This window comes from Pseudomonas sp. NFACC14 (assembly GCF_900106885.1).
GTDB lineage: Bacteria > Pseudomonadota > Gammaproteobacteria > Pseudomonadales > Pseudomonadaceae > Aquipseudomonas > Aquipseudomonas fluorescens_AA.
In genome coordinates this window covers 262,861-285,590 of record NZ_FNOA01000002.1, presented here as the reverse complement: position 1 = coordinate 285,590, position 22,730 = coordinate 262,861, and the positions used below count along the sequence as shown (strand labels likewise).

The following is a 22,730-nucleotide window of genomic DNA, read 5'->3' as shown; positions in this document are numbered from 1 at the left end:
TTATGGACGATCCAGTCGACAACAAGCCGCCGACCCTGTTGCAGATGATGCACAGCGTGCTGGCCGCCGCTTTCGGCGTACAGAGTGGCAAGAACCGCGCCCGGGATTTCACCCACGGCAAGCCGAGTCACTTCGTGATACTGGGGATCGCGTTCACGGTCATTTTCGCGTTGACGCTGTTCGGCATCGTCAAGCTGGTGGTGCATCTGGCGGGGTTGTAACGCTCTCCGATACAACACATGCCCCTGTGGGAGCGAGCTCGCTCGCGATGGCGGTGTACCAGTCGACATCTAATCCGACTGAACCACCGCTATCGCGAGCGAGCTCGCTCCCACAGGTTTTTCATCGCCAGGGATAAACCGTTTACTGGTGACTGACCCAGAACACTGCGGTGCCCACCACCAGGATAATCAGGAACAAAATGGCCCAGGCATCAACGGTACTGTCGCTTTTCCTTGCTTTGGTCGGATTGCTCATTGCATCGCCTCTTGTCGGTTTTGTAGGTGATTGCATAGGGACTCGACCACAGTTAAGACGATGATTGCCCGTACGACAAATGTGGGTTAGGCAATAATCAATCTCATTAGTCGATTTGGTTCTTTACATATACTCAAACATCACTTTTGCGCATAACTCAAAACAGGTATCTTGCACCGGCTCCTTTAGGAGTGCGCGGCCGTGCGCGCAGAATTGCCGAGGCAGAACCCGATTCCAGCGAGCCAACATGCAGCTGTTTCTGATCGGCCCAAGCCTGAGACCGAGACTTATATGTACGTATATGACGAGTACGATCAGCGAATCATCGAGGACCGCGTCAAGCAGTTCCGTGATCAGACCCGACGCTATCTGGCAGGCGAGCTGAGCGAAGAAGAATTCCGCCCTCTGCGCTTGCAGAATGGCCTGTATATCCAGCGCTTCGCCCCGATGCTGCGCGTGGCTGTGCCTTATGGCCAGCTGACTTCGCGCCAGGTGCGCAAGCTGGCGCAAATTGCCCGTGACTACGACAAGGGCTATGCCCACATCAGTACCCGGCAGAACGTCCAGTACAACTGGCCTGCCCTGGAAGATGTGCCGGAGATCCTGGCCGAGCTGGCCACCGTGCAGATGCACGCGATCCAGACCAGCGGCAACTGCCTGCGCAACGTTACCACCGACCAGTTCGCCGGTGTCGCGGCCGACGAGTTGATCGACCCGCGGCCGTGGTGCGAAATCGTTCGCCAGTGGACGACGTTCCACCCGGAATTCGCCTACCTGCCGCGCAAGTTCAAGATCGCCATCAACGGTTCGAGTTCGGACCGTGCGGCCATCGAAGTCCACGACATCGGCCTGGAGACGGTCTACAACGCAGCCGGCGAGCTGGGCTTCCGTGTGCTCGTGGGCGGCGGCCTGGGGCGTACCCCAGTGGTCGGCGCGTTCATCAACGAGTTCCTGCCGTGGCAGGACCTGCTGAGCTACCTCGACGCCATCCTGCGGGTGTACAACCGCTACGGTCGTCGTGACAACAAGTACAAGGCGCGGATCAAGATCCTGGTCAAGGCCCTGACACCTGAAGTGTTCGCCGAGAAGGTCGAAGCCGAGATGGCTCACCTGCGTGGCGGCCAGACCACCCTGACCGAAGCCGAAGTCCACCGTGTGGCCAAGCATTTCGTCGATCCGGACTACAAGGCCCTGAGCAATCAGGACGCCGAGCTGGCAGCCCTCGACAAGGAACACCCGGGCTTCGCCCGCTGGCGCACCCGCAACACCCTGGCCCACAAGAAGCCGGGTTATGTCGCGGTGACCCTGTCCCTGAAACCCACCGGCGTCGCACCGGGCGACATCACCGACAAGCAACTGGACGCCGTGGCCGACCTGGCCGAGCGCTACAGCTTCGGCCAGCTGCGCACCTCCCACGAGCAGAACATCATCCTGGCGGACGTTGAACAGAGCCAGTTGTTCACCCTGTGGGGCGAGCTGCGCGAACAAGGTTTCGCCACCCCGAACATCGGCCTGTTGACCGACATCATCTGCTGCCCGGGCGGCGACTTCTGCTCCCTGGCCAACGCCAAGTCGATTCCTATCGCCGAATCGATCCAGCGTCGTTTCGATGACCTGGACTACCTGTTCGACATCGGCGAACTGGACCTGAACATTTCCGGCTGCATGAACGCCTGTGGTCACCACCACGTCGGCCACATCGGCATCCTGGGCGTGGACAAGAAAGGCGAAGAGTTCTACCAGGTGTCACTGGGCGGCAGCGGCAGCCGCGACGCCAGCCTGGGCAAGATCCTCGGCCCCTCCTTTGCCCAGGAAGACATGCCCGATGTGATCGAGAAGCTGATCGACGTCTACGTTGAACAACGTACCCCAGACGAGCGCTTCATCGACACTTACCAGCGTATTGGCATCGACCTCTTCAAGGAACGCGTCTATGCAGCGAATCATTAAGAACAACGAGGTCATCGACGAAACCTGGCACCTGTTGCCCAAGGACGCGACCCTCGATGGCATCTCCAACTGCGACGACCTGATCGTGCCACTGGCCCTGTGGCGCGATCATGCCCACGCCCTCAAGGCTCGCGACGGCGGCCTGGGTGTGTGGCTGGACGCCGACGAGGAAGCGGAAGAAATTGGCGAAGACGCCAACCAGTTGCAGGTCATCGCCCTGAACTTCCCGGCCTTCACCGACGGGCGCAGCTACTCCAACGCCCGCCTGCTGCGTGACCGTTATGGCTTCAAGGGTGAATTGCGGGCGATTGGCGACGTACTGCGCGACCAGTTGTTCTACATGCGCCGCTGCGGTTTCGACGCCTTTGCCTTGCGCGCCGACAAAGACCCCTATGAGGCCCTCGAAAGCCTCAAGGACTTCTCGGTGACCTACCAGGCTGCCACTGACGAGCCGCTGCCACTGTTCCGCCGTCGCTGAAACGGCCCCATGAAAAAGCCCTGATCCGGGTGTGCCGGTTCAGGGCTTTTTTTGTTTTCGGGGTCTTGAATCCACCTCACTCCCACAAAGGGATAACTGTGAACCGAAGCTTCAGCCCGCCTCAGAACCACTGTGGGAGCGAGCTTGCTCGCGATAGCGCTGGGTCAGCTTGCATCCATGCTGGATGTGCCGTCGCTATCGCGAGCAAGCTCGCTCCCACAGGGGGTAGGCATTATCTCTGCAATTACCAGAACCGCTGCTGGGTCAGGCGGCTCCACCAACTGAGCAGCACCCGATCCACCGAACCACTGGCCGCCATGCCAATGCGTTCCTGCAGGCTTTTGCGTTCGGCGTAGTGCAGGTGGTACAGCTCGGCACCCTTGGCCCGTTCGGCCAGGTACTCGTCGCTGGTTTTCAACTCGTCCACCAGTTGCTTGCCCAGCGCCGCGACACCCAGCCAGACCTCACCCGTCGCCACTTCATCGATGGCCAGTTGCGGGCGATAGTTGGACACGAAGTTCTTGAACAGTTCATGGGTGATGTCCAGGTCTTCCTGGAATTTCTCCCGGCCCTTCTCGGTATTTTCGCCAAACACCGTCAACGTGCGTTTGTATTCGCCGGCCGTCAACACTTCGAAATCGATGTCATGTTTCTTCAGCAGCCGGTTCACGTTGGGCAATTGCGCGACGACGCCGATGGAGCCGAGGATCGCGAAGGGAGCGCTGATGATCTTCTCGCCGATGCACGCCATCATGTAGCCGCCGCTGGCCGCCACCTTGTCGATGCAGACGGTCAGCGGCACGCCGGCCTGACGGATCCGCGCCAGTTGCGACGAGGCCAGCCCATAGCTGTGGACCATGCCGCCGCCACTTTCCAGGCGCAGCACCACTTCATCCTTCGGCGTCGCCAGGGTCAGCAGCGCGGTGATTTCATGACGCAGGCTCTCGGTGGCCGAGGCCTTGATGTCACCGTCGAAGTCCAGCACGAACACCCGGGGCTTGGCCGCCGGCTTGTCCTTGTTTTTCTTCCCGGCCTTTTCTGCCTTGCCTTCGGCCTTGCGCAAGGCCTTGAGCTGATCCTTGTCCAGCAACGTCTGTTCCAGGCGCTCGCGCAACCCCTTGTAGAAGTCGTTGAGTTTGCTCACCTGCAACTGGCCGGCCGACTTGCGCCGCCCCTTGCTGCGCAGCGCAGCAAAACTGGCCAGCACCACCAGGATGGCGATCACCAGCGTCACGGTCTTGGCCAGGAAACCGGCGTACTCGATGAAAAACTCCACAGCAACTCCTTAAATGCGATGCGCCACTGAACGCAGGCGCGTGACAGTCCCAGCATACCCATGCGCCTGCGCCGCGACCAGCCAAGAAACCTATGGTTACCTTGACGCGAGCCAGGCAGGGCAAGGCTGCAACGGGCATTTCAAACAAGCGTATGTTTTTTCATTGACAGCTCACCGCCATCCCCATAACCTCGCCAAACCTTCAACGTACCGGGATGACGCGGACGTGGGCAGTATCTATCTGATTCGACATGGCCAGGCCTCCTTTGGTGCGGACGACTACGATGTCCTCTCGCCCAATGGCGTACGCCAGGCGCAAGTGCTCGGCGACCACCTCGCCCAGCTCGGTGTCGTATTCGACCGCTGCCTCTCGGGTGACCTGCGGCGCCAACAGGATACCGCCGTCGGTGCGCTGGGCCAGATGTCCGCCGCCGGCATGCCGGTCCCCGAATTGGAAATCGACGCGGCGTTCAACGAGTTCGATGCCGACGCGGTCATTCGCGCCCTGTTGCCGGACATGCTCCCCCAGGAACCCGAGGCGTTGCATATCCTGCGCAACGCCGCGCAGAACCGCGCCGAATTCCAGCGTATCTTCGTGCTGATCGTCGAGCGCTGGCTGAGCGGCCAGTATGACCCGCCCGGTCTCGAAAGCTGGCTGGGTTTCGTCGAGCGGGTCCAGGCGGGCCTGCAGCGCATCCTGGAGCAAGCCGACAACACCCACAAGATCGCCGTGTTCACCTCCGGCGGCACCATCACCGCCCTGCTCCACCTGATCACCCGGATTCCGGCCCGACAGGCCTTCGAACTGAACTGGCAAATCGTCAACACCTCGCTCAACCACCTGAAATTCAGGGGCCGCGAGGTGGCCCTGGCTTCCTTCAACAGCCATGCCCACCTGCAGCTGTTGAAGGCCCCGGACCTCATCACCTTTCGCTGAGTCCGGATTACTGTAGACCCTTGCTGTACCACCCAAATAAGGATCGAAACCATGACCACCGTAGCCGACGCCGTACAAGCCATGAAAGCCAAGTTCAACCCAGCCGCCGCTGCCGGCCTGGACCTGGTATTCGGTTTCCGCATCGATGACTCCAAGCATTTCTCGCTGATCGTCAAGGACAGCACCTGCGAACTGCAGGAAGGTGAAAACCCGGACGCCCAGGTGACCCTGGTGATGGACGGCGAAACCCTGCAAGGCATCGTCGACGGCAGCACCGACGGCATGCAAGCGTTCATGGGCGGCAAGCTGCGCGCCGAAGGCGACATGATGCTGGCCATGAAACTGTCCGAGCTGTTCCCAGCCTGAGATTGAGTTCGCACCTCTCGCGAGCCTTTTGATTGCCAACGAATCCCGCCCCCATGGCGGGATTCGTGTTTTTGCCCCTCCTTGATTTCCCACCGCACACAATCTTGACCCCTGTCAGTTCCCGCTCGTCCTCCAACCGCTAACGTAGCGCTTCCATCAAGGCCAGGGACGGCTCATCGGGAGTCTGTGCCTGCGCATCTCAAGGAAGAGAGACTTATGCCCCCACTGAAGATCGTTCTGCTGTCCAGCGCATTCAACGGCCTGACCCAACGCGCCTGGCTGGACCTGCGCGAGGCCGGTTATCGTCCCAGCGTGGTGCTGTTCACCCATGCGGCCTCGGTCTGCCGGCAAATCGAAGAAAGCGGCGCTGACCTGGTGATCTGTCCGTTTCTCAAGGACCGCGTACCCGAGCAGTTGTGGCGCAACCCACGGCGCCCGGTGGTGATCATCCATCCGGGGATTGTCGGCGATCGCGGTGCCAGTGCCCTGGACTGGGCAATCACCCGGCAAGCCGAACGCTGGGGTGTCACCGCATTGCAGGCGGTGGAGGAAATGGATGCCGGACCGGTGTGGGCCACGTGCGAATTCGACCTGCCCAAAGGCCTGCGCAAATCGGAGCTGTATAACGGCCCGGTCAGCGACGCGGCCATTCGTTGCATCCGCGAGGTCGTGGAAAAATACCGGGGCGGTTTCGTCCCGGTGCCACTGGACTATGCCCGCCATGATGTGATCGGACGCCTGCAACCGAACATGACCCAGGACGATCGCAGCTTCAGCTGGCATGACAGCAGCGGTTTCATCAAGCGTTGCATCGACGCCGCGGACGGTCAGCCCGGTGTGCTCGCAAGCCTGGCCGGCGAACAGTTTTACCTGTACGACGCTCATCCGGACCTTCGCCACGGCCGGCCCGGCGAGCTGTTGGCCGTGCGTGACGATGCGGTGCTGGTGGCGACGGGGGATGCCAGCCTGTGGATCGGCGCACTGCGCCGTAAACCGCAGCCGGACGAACAGACCTTCAAGCGCCCGGCGCGCCATGTACTGTCGAACCGTCTCGAAGGCATCCCGGTGCTCGACAGCTCCCTGGCCCGGCAGCCGTTCAGCGACGAGCCCTATCAACCCATTCGTTACCGCGAATGCGGCCATGTCGGGGAGCTGACGTTCGAGTTCTATAACGGGGCGATGAGCACTGAGCAATGCCAGCGCCTGGTGGCGGCATTGCGCTGGGCCAAGTCCCGGGACACTCAGGTGCTGTTGATCCGTGGTGGGCGCGGCAGCTTTTCCAACGGCGTGCACCTGAACGTGATCCAGGCCGCCGCCGAGCCGGGCCTGGAAGCCTGGGCCAACATACAAGCCATCGACGACGTCTGCCTGGAGTTGTTCAGTGCCCGGCAACTGGTGGTCAGCGGCCTGACGGGGAACGCCGGAGCCGGCGGTGTGATGCTGGCCCTGGCCGCCGATATCGTGCTGGCACGCCGTGAAATCGTGCTCAACCCGCACTACGCGACCATGGGCCTGTACGGCTCTGAATACTGGACCTACAGCCTGCCCCGCGCGGTCGGTCCGGACATGGCTTGGAAACTCACCCAGGACTGCCTGCCCATCAGCGCCTTGCAGGCGTTGCGCTACGGCATGGTCCAGGAGATCGGCCCCCGCTGCCCCGACGAGTTCGGCCTGTGGCTGCTGCAGCGAGCCAATCGCGCGCTGCTCGATCCAACCTATGAAAGCATCCGGGTGCGCAAGGCCGAACGGAGCCTGTCGGCGATCCAGGCGTGTCGCGATGACGAACTCGCACAGATGCGCCGCGACATGGTGGAGGATCGCCACGGCTTCGCCGACAAGTGCCGTCGTTTTGTGTTCAAGCACAAGGCCTGCGGTACGCCCGAACGCCTGGTTGCACCTTGGGCGCGGACAAGACAGGCCGAAGCCGTCCAGTAATTCCCGGTATCGGGGGAGGCTTGGCAGCTCTTACAATGCCCGCCTCCCCCGCATCGGCCTGAACATGGACATCGACCTCGCCCGCACTTTCCTGGAAATCGTCCGCCACGGCAGCCTCGCCGCGGCGGCCGACAAGCTGCACGTGACCCAGACGGCGATCACCGCCCGGGTCCAGAAGCTCGAAAGCCAGCTCGGCTGCGCGTTGTTCGTGCGCAACCGTGCCGGCGCGCGCTTGACCGCCGACGGCGAGGCCTTTGTGGTCTACGCCAACCAGTTGGTGCAAACCTGGGAAGCGGCCCGCCGGGACCTGCCGCTGCCCGACGGCTATCGCAACGTCCTGCACCTGGGAGGCGAGGTCAGCCTGTGCAACCCCTTGATGCTCGCCTGGGCCGGAGCACTGCGCCAGAAGATCCCCGGTCACGCCCTGCGCATGGACATCCGCGACGGCGAGAAGCTGCTGCAACAGTTGGAACTGGGCCTGCTGGATGCGGCGCTGGTCTATCAGCCCGAATACTGGCCGCGCCTGCAGGTAGAACAACTGCTGGAAGAAAAACTCATCCTGGTGCGCCTGGCCGACCGCCCCGAACCCTACGTGTATATCGACTGGAGCGCGGACTTCCGGCGCCAACACGACACCGCGCTGCCAGACAAGGCCAAGGCCGCCGTGACCTTCAACCTCGGCCCCCTGGCCCTGCAATACATCCTGGAAAACGGCGGCAGCGGTTACTTCCGCACGCGGGTGGTGCAGAGCTACCTGGACAGTGGAATCCTGGAACGGGTGCCCAAGGCACCGGAGTTCAATTACCCGACCTACCTGGTCTACTCCCGCGATCGGGACTCAGCGGCGTTGCAGCAGGCATTCGACGTGCTGCGAGAGATCGTCAAGACCGGCAGCGACTGGTCGCAGCGCTGGGATCCATTGACCTGACAGCTGCTCAGGCGAGACGTGCCCGGGGTGAGGACCTGACATGGCCAGGGATAGCTCCCGCTTTTCAGGCGCTGGCGAAGCCGGCGATCTTTTGACCTTTCTTTTGCGACTCAATCGCCAGTGGAAAGATCGCAGCCTCGTTGCACTCGGCAGCTCCTACAGTCGCAACCCGGCGGGAGCACTCTCTGGACACAAAAGCCCTTGAAGGATCGGGTTCTATGACTCGCTCTGCAGGTGATCCACGATTTCGTCCTTGATCAGCAATCGCTTTTTCTTGAGCGTCTCCAAGACTTCATCGGGCAGCGCGGCGGAGGACGGCTTCTCGGCATCGACCACCTCGGCATCAAGTTGGGCGTATTTTTGAAGTAACGAGTCGAGCCTTGGATTCTCGCTGCGTTTTTGCTGGATTTGATCTTTTGTGTAATTGAGATCCTGGCACAAATCGTGGGACACCGGCATGGAACACCTCCTTTGATGGATCGGTGGCAGACGCCCTTGCAGCGCCCGTCGATGATCAGGATGGCCTCTTGAACGGGGTTCTGTCGACCGCCAATCCGACCAGCGGTGACCGTTCGTCGTCCCGGATCGCTTGGCGATCAAACCTTTGCCTGGGCACAACCCTCCATTGATCAGAGACGACAAGAATCGCTCGTTCAACCTGTATGGAGACTTACTCATGGACAAATTCACCCTGCGCCAACTCGGCCTGGCAGTCGCCCTGAGCACCAGCATGGGCATGGCCTGGGCCGCGACTTCCAACGACTTCGTCGACGAAGCGGCGGCCGGTGGCATCGCGGAAATCGAAACCAGCAAACTGGCCTTGGAAAAAAGCCAATCGGCGGACATCAAGGCGTTCGCCAACAAGATGATCACCGACCACACCAAGGCCAACGAAGAGCTGAAGGCGCTGGCGAAAAAACATGACATCGAAGTGCCCGACGACACCACGTTGATGAAGAAAGCCAAGGCGAAGATTCTCGAGGTGCGCGATGAGTCCTTTGATGCGGCCTTCGCCAACAACCAGGTCAAGGCCCACGAAGAAACCATCGCCCTGTTCAAGAAAGAAGCCGAGACCGTTACCGACGACAAGAAAGCTGGCAACACCGAACTCAAGGCGTTCGCCCAGAAGATGCTGCCGGACCTGCAACACCACTTGGATGAAGCCAAGAAACTTCAGGCGGCCCACCCAAGCAAGTAACGCTAAACCCGCTACTTGAGCCGCCATAGGGCTCGCTCAAGGAAAAACGGCGCTTCTCCCAAGACTGGAAGGCGCCGTTTTCGAACCCCGGACTTCTATCAGGCCTCAAGCCCCTTGCGCGCAACCGCAGCACCCGCCTGCAACGCCCTTCCCACCTGTTCTTCGAAATCCCCCCCGCTCATCACCTGCAAGGCGGCGGCCGTGACACCTCGGTAGGCCACCAAGGCGTCGATCGTCTGCCGGGCATCACGGCTCGCCAGCAACTGGCTGCTGTTGACCACGACACTTTTCGCGGCCAACTGAGCGATGTCGCCAGGTATGCCGGCCAGCATCGCCTGGCGGGCCAGCGCCGTCATCAACAAGGCCGGAAAGGCCGGGCCAGTGCCCGAGAGCGCGGAGAGGTAGTCAATGTAATCTTCTTTTTCGACCTCAACCGCAGTGCCCACGCATTCGAACAGCTGTTGCACGAGGCTTTTCAGCGGCGGCGCTATCGCGCCCAACCCATACCAAGGCGTAAAGGACTGCCCGATTTCCACCGCCGCGTTGGGCATCGCCCGCACGAGCGCTGAAGCGGAAGTCTGCGCTGCAATCGCCTGCGCGGTGATCCCGGCCATCAGGGAGATTACCGTCTTACCCGTCGCATTGATGCCCAGGCTGGCGAAATGCTCGGGGCGAACGGCGATGATCACCACGTCGCTGCGATCCACCAGGTCCTGGTTGTCCGTGACCAGGCAAGCACCTTGTTGAGCCAGCGGGTGGTTGCCCGAGCGATTGGAAATGATCAGGTTGCCCGTCGGCACCAGCCCCCTCGCCAGGACTGCCTTGGCAATCGCGCCGCCCAACCAGCCGGTGCCGCCAATGATGCCAACGGTCTCATTGATCATCGCCGTGACCTTCGAACGTGTCGGTCAGGGGCACAAAGACCCCGGGCTCTTTTTCGGCATAACCGAACTTCCCATAGAAACGATCCAGCTCACGCTGCTTGGGGACTTTGCCGGTGAAGATGCTCACGTAATGCGGGATGCGCTGGAAGCGCACGGTAATCAGCTCACTCGTATTCATGGTGATATAGCCGATCTGAGTCAGATAAATCGTTCGGGCCCGGGTATCAGCTCCCTGGCTGTCATAACCAAAACGCTTGAACATGTTCGCCAGGGCGTTCATGCGCTGCTCGTCCACCACAGCCACCTCTTGGGCCACCTCAGCGGACTGAAGCGCCCAGCTGCGCACGGCGAACTCGAATTGCGAATCGAACAATTGCGGGTTGAGCCAGCACTCGAACACATTCAGGATCGCTTCGGAAATGCTTTCGGCATAGCTTTCACTTTGCCGGATCAGCCCCCCCGTGTTGGTCTCCCGCCAACGCGACAGCAATGCAGCCAGCAGTTGCTCACGGTCCTCGAAAAACCAGTAGAAGCTGGTGCGCGACAACCCCAGGCGCTTGGCCAGTGGCATGACTCGGACCGCATCGATGCCCGACTCTTTCAGGGCCTCGTAGGCCGCTTCCAGCCACCCCTCCGGCGAGCCGCGCCAACCTGCGTCCTGGGCCTTGCTACGGGCCTTCCCTACCTGCGGCATCGTGCGCCTCCTTCTTCAAATACGAGATAGAAATGTACCCTGACGATCCCTTAATGTACACATGAGTACATTTTATTGACCCGGCCGTCTCGAGAACTTAAAGTCCAGCATCATGGAGATCCAACCACCGTTTCCATCAAACAAGCCGGGGCCAGGCATGAAACAACCTGTCCGTGAGGCGCGCCGGGTTGTATCTCCAAAAGGCAAGGACTCTAAAACAACAACGAGCCGCCATTATGATTTTTGCTGAACGCCGCTGAAAGAACTTCGCCATCCGGCCAAAGAATGCCGGAACGACTGCCTTCGTCACCCCTTCATCTGATCTTCTATGGCGTGAGTCATCAGGCACAGCGTTGGAACACACCTATGCAACCCAGCGATATCGATAAAAAGGTCAAGGGCTATCGGCGGTTGATACCGTCGATGACGGCGTTGCTGGAATTCGAAGCCGTGGCGCGGCTGGCCAGTTTCACCCTGGCCGCCCAAGAGCTGGGCGTGACGCAGGCCGCCGTCAGCAAGCAGATCCGGTTGTTGGAAGATACCCTGCAGACCAAGCTGTTCCACCGCCTTCATCGGTCGATCAAGCTGACGCACGAAGGCTATGTCCTGCATCTGGTCGTCGCGGAGTCCATTCATCGCATGGCCAGTGTCTTCGACAAAATTGCCGAGGGCATTGGTGAGCAGGAGGTCACCATCGCCTGCACGGAAGCGTTTTCTCACTTGAGAATACTCCCCCGGCTGATTGCACTGCGCACCCTGCAACCGAAGTTGAAGTTGCGCTTGCTGACGCAACAGGTCTCGCCCGGTTCATACCGGGATGACGTCGACCTGGCCATCCGTTTCGGCAATGGCAAATGGGAGGATGGCAGTTCGGTTTTCCTGTTCGATGAAGAAGTCTTTCCCGTTTGCGCGCCGGCCTGGCTCGCCGCCAACGCAGCCCCTTCATCCGTTACCGATTTCCTGGACACGGCGCTGATTGATTCGGACTCCACCCTGGAAGGCTGGATGACCTGGAACCGTTGGTGCCGGGAACTGGGCGATATGCGCCCCAAGCTCAACTATTCCTTTCGCTGCAGCTCCTACAACGATGCGATCGAGGCGGCTATTCAAGGCCACGGCATTGCACTGGGGTGGAGTCGGCTGATCGCGCACCGGCTCAACAGTGGTGAACTGATCAGAATTACGCCCTACGTGGTCAAGCCAAAAGACGCTTATTACCTGGTTATTCCGAGCGGTCGGAAACCTGAGCCCATCACCCAGGCCCTGATCGACTGGCTGCGCGATGACAGCCATCTAAACCATTGATTAAATAGAAGTTAAAGACCACTTTTACGCATAACGCAAAGTTATGCAAGCGTGAAAATAAAGCGCGTTGACGGTCTTACCCCACCTTTCCAAACTGTACTCGCCGCCTGATCAACTTTGCGTTTGAGCGAGACCCATCATGACAATTAATACCGTGAAGACCCACCGTGAACTTCTGACCGACCGCACGCCGGGCCATGGTATGCCGGGCGGTTTGTTCGGTCGCCAGGATATTTTTGAAACCGATGTCGATATCTTCTTCACCCGGCATTGGATTCTGGTGGGGGTCACCAGCGACGTCCCCGAACCCGGGGATGTCTCCACCCTCGACATCGGCAAATCCTCCATCCTCCTGATGCGCGACGATGATGAGCATGTGCAGGCCTTTCGCAACGTTTGCCGGCACCGCGGGGCGCGCTTGAAACAGGCCGGCAAGTCAACGGTGGGCATGCTGGTCTGCCCCTATCACCAGTGGACCTACGACCTGGACGGTAGCCTGAAACATGCGGCACACATGGGCCAGGACTTCGACCCGACCTGTAAAAGCCTGATTCCGGTGCACACTCGGGTGGTCGGCACCCATGTCTTCGTCTGCCTGGGCGACGAACCGCCCGAAGACATCCCGTACCTTGACCAGGTCATGACACCGCGTTTCGCCCAATATGACCTCGCCCATTCCAAGATCGCCCATGAATCGGAAATCATCGAGAACGGCAATTGGAAACTGGTGATCGAGAACAATCGCGAGTGTTATCACTGCGCCGCCACCCACCCGGAATTGACCGCCTCTTTCCTGCCCGAAGATTTCGGTTTCTGCACCGACGGGCTAGGGGAGGATTCACTCCAGGCGCTGGCGGAGTATCACCGCCGCAATGCCGAGACCAAGGCCAACTGGGAGCGCGAAGGTTATATCTGCGATGCCATCGAACACCTGGGCGAAGACGCCGTGACCCCATTCCGCTCGCAGCGCCTGGCCATTGCCGGCAACGGCGAATCCCAGACCCTGGACACCCGCGTGGCGTGCACCCGGCTGTTTGGCGAGCTCACGCGCCGCGACTTGGGCGACGTGCATCTTTGGACGCACAACTCGTGGACCCACATCATGAGCGACCATGCCGTGGTCTCCTACATCATCCCGCTGGCGCCCGATAAGACCCTGGTGCGCACCAAATGGCTGGTCCATGCCGATGCCGTCGAAGGCGTCGATTACCAAGTGGATAAGCTGACTGAAGTCTGGGTCGCGACCAACCTGCAGGACGCCAGCCTCGTCGGCATCACCCACAGCGGCACCCAGGATCCTGCCTACACGCCCGGGCCGTTCTCGGCCTTCACCGAAACCTATGTCGACCAGTTCTCTCGCTGGTACGCGGCGCGTCTGGCCGCCCATGGCGTGTGAGCAATGATCATGACGACTTACGAAAACCCGACGCGCCCTGGACATGCCAGCGTGGTCCAGCGTTTTACCGACCCGACCACCTGGGGCACGTTCGGCGCGCAATGGCACAGCGGTGAACAGAAAACCCTGCAGTGCTGCGCTGTGCGCCAGGAAACCCATGACGTCAAAACCTTCATTTTTCGCTGTGCGGACTTCAGCGCCCTGAGCTTCGAGCCCGGTCAATTCATCACGATCTCTCCGGTCATTGGCGGGCAGACCATTGCCCGCTGCTACACCCTGTCGTCCGCCCCGACCCGGCCGTTTGCGTTTTCCATTACCGTCAAGCGCGTACCCGGGGGCGCGGTGTCGAACTGGCTGCATGACCACCTCAAGCCCGGCGACAGCCTGAAGGCCTGCGGCCCGGCGGGCAGCTTCACACCGGTCGGCCATCCGGCGACCAAGTGGTTGTACCTCTCCGCCGGTTCCGGCGTAACGCCGCTGATGTCGATGACCCGGGCCGCCTGCGACATGGCCGGCAACCTCGACATCGTGTTCGTGCACAGCGCCCGCACGCCCGCCGACATCATCTTCCACGGGGAACTGACGCGCATGCAGGCCGCCATGCCGGGGTTGCGGGTCATCAGTGTCTGCGAAGGTCTCGGCGACACCACTCAATGGCAGCAACCGATAGGCCGGCTCGACTTGTCGTTGTTGAGTCAGCACGTGCCGGACTACAAGGAACGGGAGATCTTCACCTGCGGTCCCCAGGGTTACATGGAAGCGGTCAAGTCGCTGCTCAGGGAAGCGGCGTTCGATTTCGCCCACTACCACCAGGAAAGCTTCGACATCGCCGCACTGAATGAAGAACCGTCGATCGAGCAGGCCGCTTCGCTCTATCAACAGGACCTCTTCACCGTGACCCTGTCGCGATCGGGCAAGACGTTCAGCATGCCGGCCAATCAGACCGTGCTGGCTGCCGCCAGGAAAGCCGGCGCGATCGTGCCCTCCTCCTGCAGCCAGGGTATTTGTGGCACCTGCAAGACGGCCCTGCTCCAAGGCACGGTGGACATGCATCACAACGGCGGTATCAGGCAGCGGGAAATCGACAAAGGCCTGCGCTTGCTGTGCTGCAGCAAACCCACTTCCGATCTGGTCCTTGATCTTTAGCCTTGCCTCGAGCATCAGCCATTTCCGCCAGTGCCTGATGGCGCCTCTGGCGGAAACGGTCGACGCCTGATGAGCCAGGCGACCTAGCCGACTTTTACATTCATGGTGATGCGCGCCGTGAAGACTTTCACGCCGCCCTCATCGAAGATCTCGACCGGGACAATCTTGTCCCCCGAGGTCTGCCAATCGATGTCGCTGCCGTCGGCAATAGCGTGGATGGACGTCTTGGCCTTGGCCAGGTATTCGACGGTCATGCCTTTGGGAATCCAACGAGCTCCGCCAGGGATGGACACCTCGGTCATCATGCCGCCCGCCAGTTCTGCCGCGTTGCACAACGCGATCGCGTGAACGGACGCCAGGTGATTGGTGATTTCCTTGCGGAACGGCACCTTCACCTCACTGCGGCCGGGTGCCAACAGCGAAATTTCCGGGTTGATGGTGCTGAAGTAGGGTGCCATCTGGCAGGCCATATTGCTGAAAGCGGACGGACCAACGCTTTGGTACATGCTGAGAGTCTGGCTCATGGGGTATCTCTGGTCAGGTGGGCTGGAGACATGAACAGAACATCACTCTTTTACAGAATATCGCTCTGTTACAGAACAATATTCTGTAAATGACCGCCCTGTCAATCGCTCGTGCCGAGCCTGCGTTTCAATTACCATGGCCACTTTTTGCCTGGGCCGAAAAATGGAACCTGTCGATCTCCTCGAGCGCTGCTACCCAGGGCGTCGTGCCGAGTCCAAGCGGCACATCCTTCGATGTGCCCTGGCGCTCTTCAACCAACAGGGCATAGAAGCGACCACCATCGATATCATCCGTACCGAAAGCCAGATGAGCGTGGGGGCCATTTATCACCATTTCGAAAACAAGGAAGGCTTGGTCGCGGCGTTGTACATGACCGCCTTGGACGATCAGGCACGGCTGCGGGACAGCTACCTTGGCGCTGTCACCTCGACCCAGGAGTGGGTGCATGCCCTGGTGTTCAGCTACGTCGACTGGGTGGTCAGCCAACCCGATTGGGCGCGGTTCCAGTACCAGGCGCGCTTTGCGGTCGCGCGCAGCGGCTTCAACGAACGGCTCGCCGAGGCAAATCTGGCCAGGAACGCCGAGCTCAAGAAATGGTTCAGCGACCCGGCCCACCAGCAGGATCTGCAAGACCTGCCTTTCGAGCTGATCCCGTCACTGATCATCGGTTCGGCGGAGAGCTACTGCCGCGCCTGGCTCTCGGCCCGCGTCAAACGCAGCCCTGAAGACTACCGGCAGCAATTGGCCGAGGCCGCCTGGCGCGCCGTTGGCATTCACCCCAGTGCCTCGTCGTGAGCGCCTGATCCATCCGAACGGATTCTCTGCACAGGTTCGCCGCCCCTGTTACGCACGGTCGTCATGGCTGATGGCCGGAACTGGTCGAAGCGAACCTGCTATCTTGAAGACAGACCTGAGTAGTTGCGATCCCATACGTATCCAGGTTTGTACAAGGAGTGATGAAGTTGGAAGCAGTGGAACTGCTCGCTATGGATGAATGGGCCACATCATCTCTGCGTGGCGAGTGTGATGTGATCATCGTCAATTACAACGCTGGCGAGCTTTTGCTGGCGTGTGTAGGGTCGGCGTTTGCCGCCGGCGCTTCCCGAGTGATCGTGGTGGATAACGACTCCCACGATGACAGCCTGACGCTACTGGAGCGAACCCACGCGGCCGGCGACTCGCTTCACATCGTACGCAATGCCGCCAACCTCGGCTTCGCCGTGGCGTGCAACCAAGGTGCCCGCCTGTCAGCGGCGCCCAACCTGTTTTTCCTGAACCCGGACAGCGAGCTTGACCCCAATGCCATAGGCCGCTTGTTGCTGGCACTGCGCAGCGCGCCGGACGTCGGCATGGTCGGAGGGTTCCTGTGCAACCCGGACGGCAGTGAACAAGCCGGTGGACGCAGGGTATTCCCCACGCCCAGGCGCGCCTTCATGCGGGCTTTCGGACTTTCGCGGCTCTCGGGACTTTTCCCATCGCTGTTGTCCGACTTTTTATTGCACAAGGAACCGCTACCCGGTACCCCCATTGTCGTTGAGGCCATCTCCGGGGCGTGCATGCTGGTCAAGCGCGAAGCGATCGAGAGTGTCGGGTTATGGGACGAAGACTATTTCCTTCATTGCGAGGACCTGGACTGGTGCATGCGTTTCCATCAGGCCGGCTGGCGCGTGCTGTTCGTACCAGATGCCCGGGTGATGCATGTATTCGGTGGTTGCAGCCGTCATCGTCCCTATTTCGTCGAATGGCACAAACACCTGGGATTCCTGCGTTTCTATCGCAAGTTCTTTCGCCGCAAGTACCCTACCGTCCTGTGGATCAGCGTGGTGATCGGGGTCTGGTTTCGATTCGGCCTGGTGATCCTTCGCCACGCCACCACCCGGTTCAGGAATGCATGGAACCTACGATGAGAACGTCCAATTGCGGATAGGAATATTGGGCGGCTCCAGCCTACTGGGCGAGCGCGCCCTGCCATTGCTGGCACAAGCCGGCCACCTGACAAGCGCCTTCACTCGAAGCCTGCCCAAGGTGCCCTGCCCCGGTGTGACCTGGCGAAAGGCGGACGACTGGCACGGATTGGCGCTGGACACGTTCCTGTCATTCGCCCCCCTCTGGGTGCTGCCCGACTACCTGGAACGCCTTGCCAGCACTCACGTCAAACGCGTTGTCGTGCTCTCCTCCACGAGCCGCTTCGCCAAGCACGCATCGCCTGACGCTCGGGAGCGGGACGTGGCGCAACGCTTGAGACGTGCGGAAGAACAACTCGAGCAGTGGGCGATCGAACGACAAATCGAGTGGGTGATCCTGCGGCCGACCCTGATCTATGGCTTTGGCCGCGACAAGAACATTTCGCAAATCGCGCGTTTCATTCAGCGCTTCGGATTTTTCCCGCTGATCGGTGGCGGTACCGGGTTGCGTCAGCCAGTGCATGGGGATGACGTGATCCAGGCATGCCTGTCCGCCGTGAGCGCGCCTGGCCTGCCCAGTGGCGGCTACAACCTCTCGGGGGGAGAAGCCTTGCCTTATCACACGATGGTCAGGCGCATATTCCAGGCCATGGGACGCCCGGAGCGAACGCTGCCTCTCCCCGCCAAGGCACTCAGCGCGGGCGTTTCGATTTTGCGCTGCCTGCCACGTTACCGACATCTTTCAAGCGCGCTGGTGGGTCGGATGAACCAGGACCTGGTGTTCGACCATTCGCACGCCAGTGACTGGCTTGGTTTTGCTCCCCGGGCGTTTCATCTGAGGGGTGAAGATTTGCCTGGGCGCTGAAACAGCTTTGGCATTGTTGCGACGATGCTGGATGTGTCGGTGTCGACGCCATCGCGAGCAAGCTCGCTCCCACAGGGTTCTGCGGCGTGCATGCATGTTGTGGCTGCCGATCATCCATGTGGGAGCGAGCTTGCTCGCGATGGCGGTGTTACCGTCAAGGTGATGGCCTTATCGCGACCCAGCCTTCTCCCCCGTCTCCCCGCCAGGCTCGTCACGATGAACGTGGGCCTGCCACGCCCCCCATTTGCTTTCGAAGTACGCCTGATTTTTGTCCCAGAGAGCCTGATACTCGCCACTGGCGATCAGCTTCCTGAACGACGCCTGCCCATAATGATGGATAAACGCGTCCTCGGCGCAGACCGTCCGGTAGCCGGCCGCCTGCACGCGACGGCTGTAGTCGTCGTCCTCGAACATCCCGATCCCGAAGGCTTCATCCAGATAACCCACCTCTTCGAGGATGCTCCGACGAAAGGCGACACAAAACATCGCCAGCATCGAGATATCGAACGCCTGCCCCTTGCGGGCTTCGGTGTAGCGGTCTGCAAACGCTTGCATCTGTTGAATGTCGGTGTAGGAAACCGCGATTTTCGCTTCGTTGCCTACCGCATTCGTGACCGGCCCGACCAGGCCGATACTCGGGTCTCTCAAATGCCTGACCAGCGGGTCCAGCCAGCCGCCCGGCACCACCGTGTCGTTGTTGAGCAGCAGCAACACGTCGCCGTCGGCTTCTCGCAAGCCCTGGTTGTTCGCGGCGGCAAAACCCCGATTGTCGGGGTTGCGAATGATCTTCGCGGTCGGCACCTCTTGCCGCAGGCGCTCAAGATATTCACCCGTACCATCGTCCGAGCCATTGTCGACAACAATCAGTTGGTAATGGGGCCAGGTGGTATTACGCAGAACGCTGTTGACACATTGAATCGTCAGATTGAGGTTGTTGTACGTCACGAGCACGATGGAGACTTTCTCGTACAGCCCGACGATAGCAAGCTGCATGCTATCGAATCGATCCTTCCAGTCGTTCGCTCGGGCGAGCTCCACACGCCGCTTGTACAGGGCCAGGTCGCGCTCGGCCAAGGCACGCTCGATCTGCTCGATGAACTCATCGACCCCAGTGGCGAAGTACAACAGGTCCTTGTAAATATTCATCTCCGCCAGGGGCGTGGAGATCACCGGTTTGCCTGCGCTGATGTACTCGTAGAACTTCACCGGATCGACCGCATGCGTCACGTTGTAGAGCCTGAAGGGAATCAGGCAGGCATCGAAATGATCCAGGTAAAGCGGCATCTGCGAGTACGGCTTGTGGCCCAGCAACTGCACGTTGGGCTTGTGCTCCAGGCCCGCCAGATCCTCGACGAAAATGTCCCCCACCAGGATGAAGTTCCACGTTGGCCGCCGGTCCGCCAACGCCGCCAGCAAGGGATAATCGAGCCATTGCGCCAGGGCGCCGTAGTAGCCGATCACCGGGCCGGCAAGCCCGCTCAGCACGTCGTTGGTAAAACAGTGCTGCCGGAAAAAAGCGAAATCCACCGCGTTTCGCACCAGCACGCAGCGTGGGTTATGGGCGCACCACTTCTGGTAAAGCAACGCGGCGGAAACGGTCACCAGGTCCGCCTGGGCGACCAGGGTCTTTTCCTCGCTCAGCAGCTGTTCGCCAATGTTCGGAAAGCCATCCCAGTCATCCATGCAGTCATAGAGAATGCGCCAGCCATGCAGGGTGCGCAGGCTGAGTGCCACTGGGCTCCAGTAAGCGATATGCACCACCGAGAGGGCGGTTCTGATCTGCATGTCGGCGACCAATGCAGCCAGGGCACGCAGCAAAGCCTGATGATTTTCAGGCGTCACTATTTTTTCGTAATACGCCTCTTGCGCCTCGCGCTGCAGCACCACTTCAAAGACGTTGGGCGCCACCGATGTCAATCCATAGAGCCGTCCCTGTTCCGGCACACGGGCGGGGACGATATAGAACACCCGATAACCATTGCTCGCAAACTGGCTCATCAACTGCTGCGGTCGCTGGAAGCGTGCGGCCCAATCGATGTTGGCGAAGCAGAGAATATCCAGGCGTCCCTTCGTGGCGAAATCAGCGTCCACCTCAACGTTCGGCAACGGCTCCGGTGCTGCCGGGTAGACGATTGCAGCGGCCGTGTCGGGGAGTTCCTGGGCGGCGGCAAACCCATAACGCATCCATCGGAACAGCGAGCGCAGGGGGCGGGTGAAACGCCACGAACGGGTGTTTTGCAGGAAGTCGACTTTCGCCAAGGCAACATCGCGCTCGTTGATAGCCGCGTCTCTTTGGGCCAAGGCGGCGTCGCGGTCGATCAAGGCGCTGTCGAGCTTAAGCACGTGGGTACCCATGCAGCGGCGTGCTGTCACCTGGCGGCCACATGGAGCTGAGGGAACCGGGCCGATAGAACGTTGCCGTCAGGCTGCGGCGGGAAGATTGGCAGCCGCTCACCACGGGGGTGACGGCGTGCCAGGAGTTATCCGAGCGCACCAGGACCGCCGAATTGCCCACCAGTGGCTCGATCTCGGCCGCTACGGCGCTGGGATCGTTGCGGTGCAGGATGGTCAGGCAACCGCCGTCGTTGCGGTCCCAGGACTCATTGAAATACAGGATATGGGTGACCAGTTTATCCGGAAGGTCCGGATGGGCCCCCAGGCTCGCACCGGGGCCGTAATGAAAGACGTTGACCTCCATCGGCACGCTGCGCAGGTCGATCCCGGTCAGTTCCGACATGGCCTCTCGATAGCCGGCCGAGCCGAGGTCCTGCGCCAGCCTCAACCATGCCTCGCTCAGTTCTTCAGGGAACGCGATCGTATGGGTGCCCATGCTCACCAGGGCACGCGCCTCATAGTCATAATTTTTCTCACCGCCGTAACCACTCACCGTCTTGAAATGATCGTGAGGAAACGACGCCGCCAACGCGGCGGCATCCTCGGGCGAATACAGACTGCCGATTTCAGCCCAGGTATAGGGATGGGCCTTTAGCGCCGCTGGCGTGAGACGAGAGAGATCTAGCATTGTCTGTTCTTGTTCGCTGTCAGGTTTCTGATGCCACGGGCAATGGAACGCAGTGGCGCGGTCATTCGGAATGAATTGGAGTTCTGCAACTCAAGCATCCTGGCGTCACTGAGGGCCAGTTGCTGGCTGAGCTGGACAATCCGTTGCTGCTGGGCAAGCTCCTGCGCTGCAAGGTTCTGTGCCGGTTCGATGATACCCGGCTCCGGCACGACGGGGCTTGCCGGACATTCAGCCGGCAATGGGTCGCGCCCCTGGGCTGCGGCTTCGAGCAGATTGGGCAGATGCTGTAGAAAAGCGCCCAAGACCGGCCGGGACGACGTTTTGCCCTGGCGAATGATCGCCGCAACCCGGTCCCAATGCTCGACCAACTGATCCGCCGCCGCACGCGCCGCGGGCGATGGGCGGGTCTTGCCCACCCGCGCGAGAAACCATTGCGGATCGACCGTCGTTACGTCCGGCAATGCGTGGAGTGTGTCGAACCCAGCCAACGCCGTGTATTTGCCCGTGGTCAGGTCCGCCGAGCAGAACACCGGGACGCCAAACGCCAGGGCGGTGATTGCCAGGTGGTAACTATGGCCGATCACCGCTTGGGCCTGGCTGAGAATTTCCGCCATGAGCAACGGTTCCGGCCAGGACGACAAGGTGACGGCCCCAGGCAAGCGCCCGGCAATGACCGACGGATCGTCCCCCAGGACAGGGCCAATCGGCAGCACCAGGAACTGATAGCCCTTGAACGCTTCGGCGTAGTCTTCGAACAGTTTTACAAAGGACTCCACCACGTGAATGGCGTGGATCACGATGTAGGGGCCGGTGAGCCCGGCCTGCTCGCGCAGGCGAATGAACTCGGCCGAGGGTTGCTGTTCATCGATCAGGCGGGGCAAGCCAAACGCGGTATCGGGCAGCACTTCGATCTCGGCCTGTGGAGTCAGCGCACCGAGGGTATCGCGCGACAGTGCATCACGGACGCGCACGTACTGGCTTTGCTCAAGGGCCATCGTCAATAACGGCCTGGCCCAGTCGGGAATACCGTTGCAATGCATCCCGGGGGCATTCCACATGACCGGGACCGCGTGCTGCTGCGCGATGAGCGCAGGCGTCAGCCAATAACCGGTCGGGTGATGGATATCGGCGGTTGTCGGGCCATAGCCGTGGGCAACCACTTTATCGAAGCGGATCAGGAAACCGCCGCCGATCAAGACCCCATCCAGGCTCGCCGCTACATGGGGCAGCTCTGTCAGCGACGTCACCGCATAGGGCCATTGGGGTCGGCTTTTCCCGTGATAGGAAAACCGATGCAGATTGACTGACCCCAAGCGCCGGGTCAGTTCAGCCTCGGCGATGATCGGAAACAGCAGATCGCCATAGTTCTCTACGTCGAAGGTGCCGAATATAGCGACCTGCCACGTGCGCTCGACCGGGTGTTCCGTCAAGACCTTCGCCCCTT

At 60.7% G+C, this 22,730-nt stretch carries 21 protein-coding genes and 1 pseudogene; 14 read left to right on the top strand and 8 right to left on the bottom strand.

Annotated features, from left to right (window positions below):
* Positions 1–2 precede the first annotated feature (2 nt).
* The 3 genes from BLU85_RS05835 to BLU85_RS05825 all read left to right on the top strand — a co-directional run bounded on the left by BLU85_RS05835 (position 3) and on the right by BLU85_RS05825 (position 2,905).
* The gene (locus BLU85_RS05835; protein WP_024781254.1) at positions 3–221 is read left to right on the top strand and encodes a DUF2970 domain-containing protein; all 219 of its coding nucleotides are present in this window, start codon (positions 3–5) and stop codon (positions 219–221) included.
* 547 nt (positions 222–768) lie between these two features.
* Complete coding sequence (locus tag BLU85_RS05830) at positions 769–2,427, top strand: nitrite/sulfite reductase (RefSeq protein WP_092198875.1); 1,659 nt, start codon at positions 769–771, stop codon at positions 2,425–2,427.
* On the top strand, positions 2,411–2,905 hold the full coding sequence (locus BLU85_RS05825; RefSeq protein ID WP_058543993.1) for a DUF934 domain-containing protein: 495 nt from the start codon (positions 2,411–2,413) through the stop codon (positions 2,903–2,905). Before BLU85_RS05830 ends, BLU85_RS05825 begins: the two co-directional genes overlap by 17 nt.
* A gap of 244 nt (positions 2,906–3,149) precedes the next feature.
* Here BLU85_RS05825 and sohB read toward each other — a convergent pair whose 3' ends face one another.
* The gene (gene sohB / locus BLU85_RS05815; RefSeq protein ID WP_092198880.1) at positions 3,150–4,181 is read right to left on the bottom strand and encodes a protease SohB; all 1,032 of its coding nucleotides are present in this window, start codon (positions 4,179–4,181) and stop codon (positions 3,150–3,152) included.
* A gap of 226 nt (positions 4,182–4,407) precedes the next feature.
* On the opposite strand from sohB, the gene BLU85_RS05810 reads away from it, so the two are divergent.
* From BLU85_RS05810 to BLU85_RS05795, 4 genes are all read left to right on the top strand, one after another.
* On the top strand, positions 4,408–5,118 hold the full coding sequence (locus BLU85_RS05810; RefSeq protein ID WP_092198883.1) for a histidine phosphatase family protein: 711 nt from the start codon (positions 4,408–4,410) through the stop codon (positions 5,116–5,118).
* Positions 5,119–5,169: 51 nt separating this feature from the next.
* Entirely contained in the window at positions 5,170–5,484 is a 315-nt protein-coding gene (locus BLU85_RS05805; protein ID WP_092198885.1) for an SCP2 sterol-binding domain-containing protein, read from the top strand.
* 216 nt (positions 5,485–5,700) lie between these two features.
* On the top strand, positions 5,701–7,419 hold the full coding sequence (locus BLU85_RS05800; protein WP_092198888.1) for a hydrogenase maturation protein: 1,719 nt from the start codon (positions 5,701–5,703) through the stop codon (positions 7,417–7,419).
* A 64-nt stretch (positions 7,420–7,483) separates the two neighbouring features.
* Positions 7,484–8,347 carry a LysR family transcriptional regulator gene (locus tag BLU85_RS05795; protein WP_092198890.1) on the top strand — a complete coding sequence of 288 codons (864 nt, stop codon included), beginning with the start codon at positions 7,484–7,486 and terminating at the stop codon, positions 8,345–8,347.
* A 216-nt stretch (positions 8,348–8,563) separates the two neighbouring features.
* Here the strand turns inward: BLU85_RS05795 and BLU85_RS05790 are convergent, their stop codons facing one another.
* Positions 8,564–8,806 carry an HP1242/YdcH family protein gene (locus tag BLU85_RS05790; protein ID WP_092198893.1) on the bottom strand — a complete coding sequence of 81 codons (243 nt, stop codon included), beginning with the start codon at positions 8,804–8,806 and terminating at the stop codon, positions 8,564–8,566.
* A gap of 217 nt (positions 8,807–9,023) precedes the next feature.
* Here BLU85_RS05790 and BLU85_RS05785 point away from each other — a divergent pair, with 217 nt between their 5' ends.
* On the top strand, positions 9,024–9,545 hold the full coding sequence (locus BLU85_RS05785; RefSeq protein ID WP_092198896.1) for a DUF4142 domain-containing protein: 522 nt from the start codon (positions 9,024–9,026) through the stop codon (positions 9,543–9,545).
* A gap of 98 nt (positions 9,546–9,643) precedes the next feature.
* Here BLU85_RS05785 and BLU85_RS05780 read toward each other — a convergent pair whose 3' ends face one another.
* Positions 9,644–10,429, bottom strand: coding sequence for a pyrroline-5-carboxylate reductase family protein (locus tag BLU85_RS05780; RefSeq protein WP_092198899.1), 786 nt, complete (start codon positions 10,427–10,429; stop codon positions 9,644–9,646).
* Positions 10,419–11,123: a TetR/AcrR family transcriptional regulator gene (locus tag BLU85_RS05775; protein WP_092198901.1), complete on the bottom strand. Its 705-nt coding sequence runs from the start codon at positions 11,121–11,123 to the stop codon at positions 10,419–10,421. Before BLU85_RS05775 ends, BLU85_RS05780 begins: the two co-directional genes overlap by 11 nt.
* A 366-nt stretch (positions 11,124–11,489) precedes the next feature.
* Between BLU85_RS05775 and BLU85_RS05770 the strand changes: the two genes are divergently transcribed.
* The 3 genes from BLU85_RS05770 to BLU85_RS05760 all read left to right on the top strand — a co-directional run bounded on the left by BLU85_RS05770 (position 11,490) and on the right by BLU85_RS05760 (position 14,970).
* Positions 11,490–12,428: a LysR substrate-binding domain-containing protein gene (locus tag BLU85_RS05770; RefSeq protein WP_092198904.1), complete on the top strand. Its 939-nt coding sequence runs from the start codon at positions 11,490–11,492 to the stop codon at positions 12,426–12,428.
* Between the two features lie 139 nt (positions 12,429–12,567).
* Positions 12,568–13,824 (top strand): aromatic ring-hydroxylating oxygenase subunit alpha, encoded by a 1,257-nt coding sequence (locus BLU85_RS05765; protein WP_092198907.1) that lies wholly within the window; start codon positions 12,568–12,570, stop codon positions 13,822–13,824.
* 9 nt (positions 13,825–13,833) lie between these two features.
* A complete protein-coding gene (locus BLU85_RS05760) occupies positions 13,834–14,970 on the top strand; it encodes an FAD-binding oxidoreductase (protein WP_092199304.1) in 1,137 nt (378 codons plus the stop codon).
* 83 nt (positions 14,971–15,053) lie between these two features.
* On the opposite strand, the gene BLU85_RS05755 is transcribed toward BLU85_RS05760, so the two are convergent.
* Entirely contained in the window at positions 15,054–15,494 is a 441-nt protein-coding gene (locus BLU85_RS05755) for a hotdog fold domain-containing protein (protein WP_092198910.1), read from the bottom strand.
* 163 nt (positions 15,495–15,657) lie between these two features.
* Between BLU85_RS05755 and BLU85_RS05750 the strand changes: the two genes are divergently transcribed.
* The 3 genes from BLU85_RS05750 (at position 15,658) to BLU85_RS05740 (ending at position 18,264) form a co-directional block, all read left to right on the top strand.
* Entirely contained in the window at positions 15,658–16,290 is a 633-nt protein-coding gene (locus BLU85_RS05750) for a TetR/AcrR family transcriptional regulator (RefSeq protein ID WP_092198913.1), read from the top strand.
* 161 nt (positions 16,291–16,451) lie between these two features.
* Entirely contained in the window at positions 16,452–17,402 is a 951-nt protein-coding gene (locus BLU85_RS05745; RefSeq protein WP_256326598.1) for a glycosyltransferase family 2 protein, read from the top strand.
* Complete coding sequence (locus BLU85_RS05740; protein ID WP_092198916.1) at positions 17,383–18,264, top strand: NAD-dependent epimerase/dehydratase family protein; 882 nt, start codon at positions 17,383–17,385, stop codon at positions 18,262–18,264. Before BLU85_RS05745 ends, BLU85_RS05740 begins: the two co-directional genes overlap by 20 nt.
* Positions 18,265–18,432: 168 nt before the next feature.
* On the opposite strand, the gene BLU85_RS05735 is transcribed toward BLU85_RS05740, so the two are convergent.
* From BLU85_RS05735 to BLU85_RS31305, 3 genes and pseudogenes are all read right to left on the bottom strand, one after another.
* Positions 18,433–20,607 carry a glycosyltransferase gene (locus tag BLU85_RS05735; RefSeq protein ID WP_092199310.1) on the bottom strand — a complete coding sequence of 725 codons (2,175 nt, stop codon included), beginning with the start codon at positions 20,605–20,607 and terminating at the stop codon, positions 18,433–18,435.
* Positions 20,600–21,286 (bottom strand): 2OG-Fe(II) oxygenase, encoded by a 687-nt coding sequence (locus BLU85_RS05730; protein WP_170847567.1) that lies wholly within the window; start codon positions 21,284–21,286, stop codon positions 20,600–20,602. Before BLU85_RS05730 ends, BLU85_RS05735 begins: the two co-directional genes overlap by 8 nt.
* A pseudogene (locus BLU85_RS31305) lies at positions 21,280–22,641 on the bottom strand (polysaccharide pyruvyl transferase family protein); the annotation flags it as partial. The pseudogene BLU85_RS31305 and the gene BLU85_RS05730, both read right to left, overlap by 7 nt.
* Positions 22,642–22,730 lie beyond the last annotated feature (89 nt).

What these genes read in the sequence shown, in the direction of transcription:
- BLU85_RS05835 (WP_024781254.1), top strand. Translation starts at nt 3, where the DNA reads ATGGACGATCCAGTCGACAACAAGCCGCCGACCCTGTTGCAGATGATG.
- BLU85_RS05830 (WP_092198875.1), top strand. Translation starts at nt 769, where the DNA reads ATGTACGTATATGACGAGTACGATCAGCGAATCATCGAGGACCGCGTC.
- BLU85_RS05825 (WP_058543993.1), top strand. Translation starts at nt 2,411, where the DNA reads ATGCAGCGAATCATTAAGAACAACGAGGTCATCGACGAAACCTGGCAC.
- BLU85_RS05805 (WP_092198885.1), top strand. Translation starts at nt 5,170, where the DNA reads ATGACCACCGTAGCCGACGCCGTACAAGCCATGAAAGCCAAGTTCAAC.
- BLU85_RS05800 (WP_092198888.1), top strand. Translation starts at nt 5,701, where the DNA reads ATGCCCCCACTGAAGATCGTTCTGCTGTCCAGCGCATTCAACGGCCTG.
- BLU85_RS05795 (WP_092198890.1), top strand. Translation starts at nt 7,484, where the DNA reads ATGGACATCGACCTCGCCCGCACTTTCCTGGAAATCGTCCGCCACGGC.
- BLU85_RS05790 (WP_092198893.1), bottom strand. Translation starts at nt 8,806, where the DNA reads ATGCCGGTGTCCCACGATTTGTGCCAGGATCTCAATTACACAAAAGAT.
- BLU85_RS05785 (WP_092198896.1), top strand. Translation starts at nt 9,024, where the DNA reads ATGGACAAATTCACCCTGCGCCAACTCGGCCTGGCAGTCGCCCTGAGC.
- BLU85_RS05780 (WP_092198899.1), bottom strand. Translation starts at nt 10,429, where the DNA reads ATGATCAATGAGACCGTTGGCATCATTGGCGGCACCGGCTGGTTGGGC.
- BLU85_RS05775 (WP_092198901.1), bottom strand. Translation starts at nt 11,123, where the DNA reads ATGCCGCAGGTAGGGAAGGCCCGTAGCAAGGCCCAGGACGCAGGTTGG.
- BLU85_RS05770 (WP_092198904.1), top strand. Translation starts at nt 11,490, where the DNA reads ATGCAACCCAGCGATATCGATAAAAAGGTCAAGGGCTATCGGCGGTTG.
- BLU85_RS05765 (WP_092198907.1), top strand. Translation starts at nt 12,568, where the DNA reads ATGACAATTAATACCGTGAAGACCCACCGTGAACTTCTGACCGACCGC.
- BLU85_RS05760 (WP_092199304.1), top strand. Translation starts at nt 13,834, where the DNA reads ATGACGACTTACGAAAACCCGACGCGCCCTGGACATGCCAGCGTGGTC.
- BLU85_RS05755 (WP_092198910.1), bottom strand. Translation starts at nt 15,494, where the DNA reads ATGAGCCAGACTCTCAGCATGTACCAAAGCGTTGGTCCGTCCGCTTTC.
- BLU85_RS05750 (WP_092198913.1), top strand. Translation starts at nt 15,658, where the DNA reads ATGGAACCTGTCGATCTCCTCGAGCGCTGCTACCCAGGGCGTCGTGCC.
- BLU85_RS05745 (WP_256326598.1), top strand. Translation starts at nt 16,452, where the DNA reads ATGAAGTTGGAAGCAGTGGAACTGCTCGCTATGGATGAATGGGCCACA.
- BLU85_RS05740 (WP_092198916.1), top strand. Translation starts at nt 17,383, where the DNA reads ATGCATGGAACCTACGATGAGAACGTCCAATTGCGGATAGGAATATTG.
- BLU85_RS05730 (WP_170847567.1), bottom strand. Translation starts at nt 21,286, where the DNA reads ATGCTAGATCTCTCTCGTCTCACGCCAGCGGCGCTAAAGGCCCATCCC.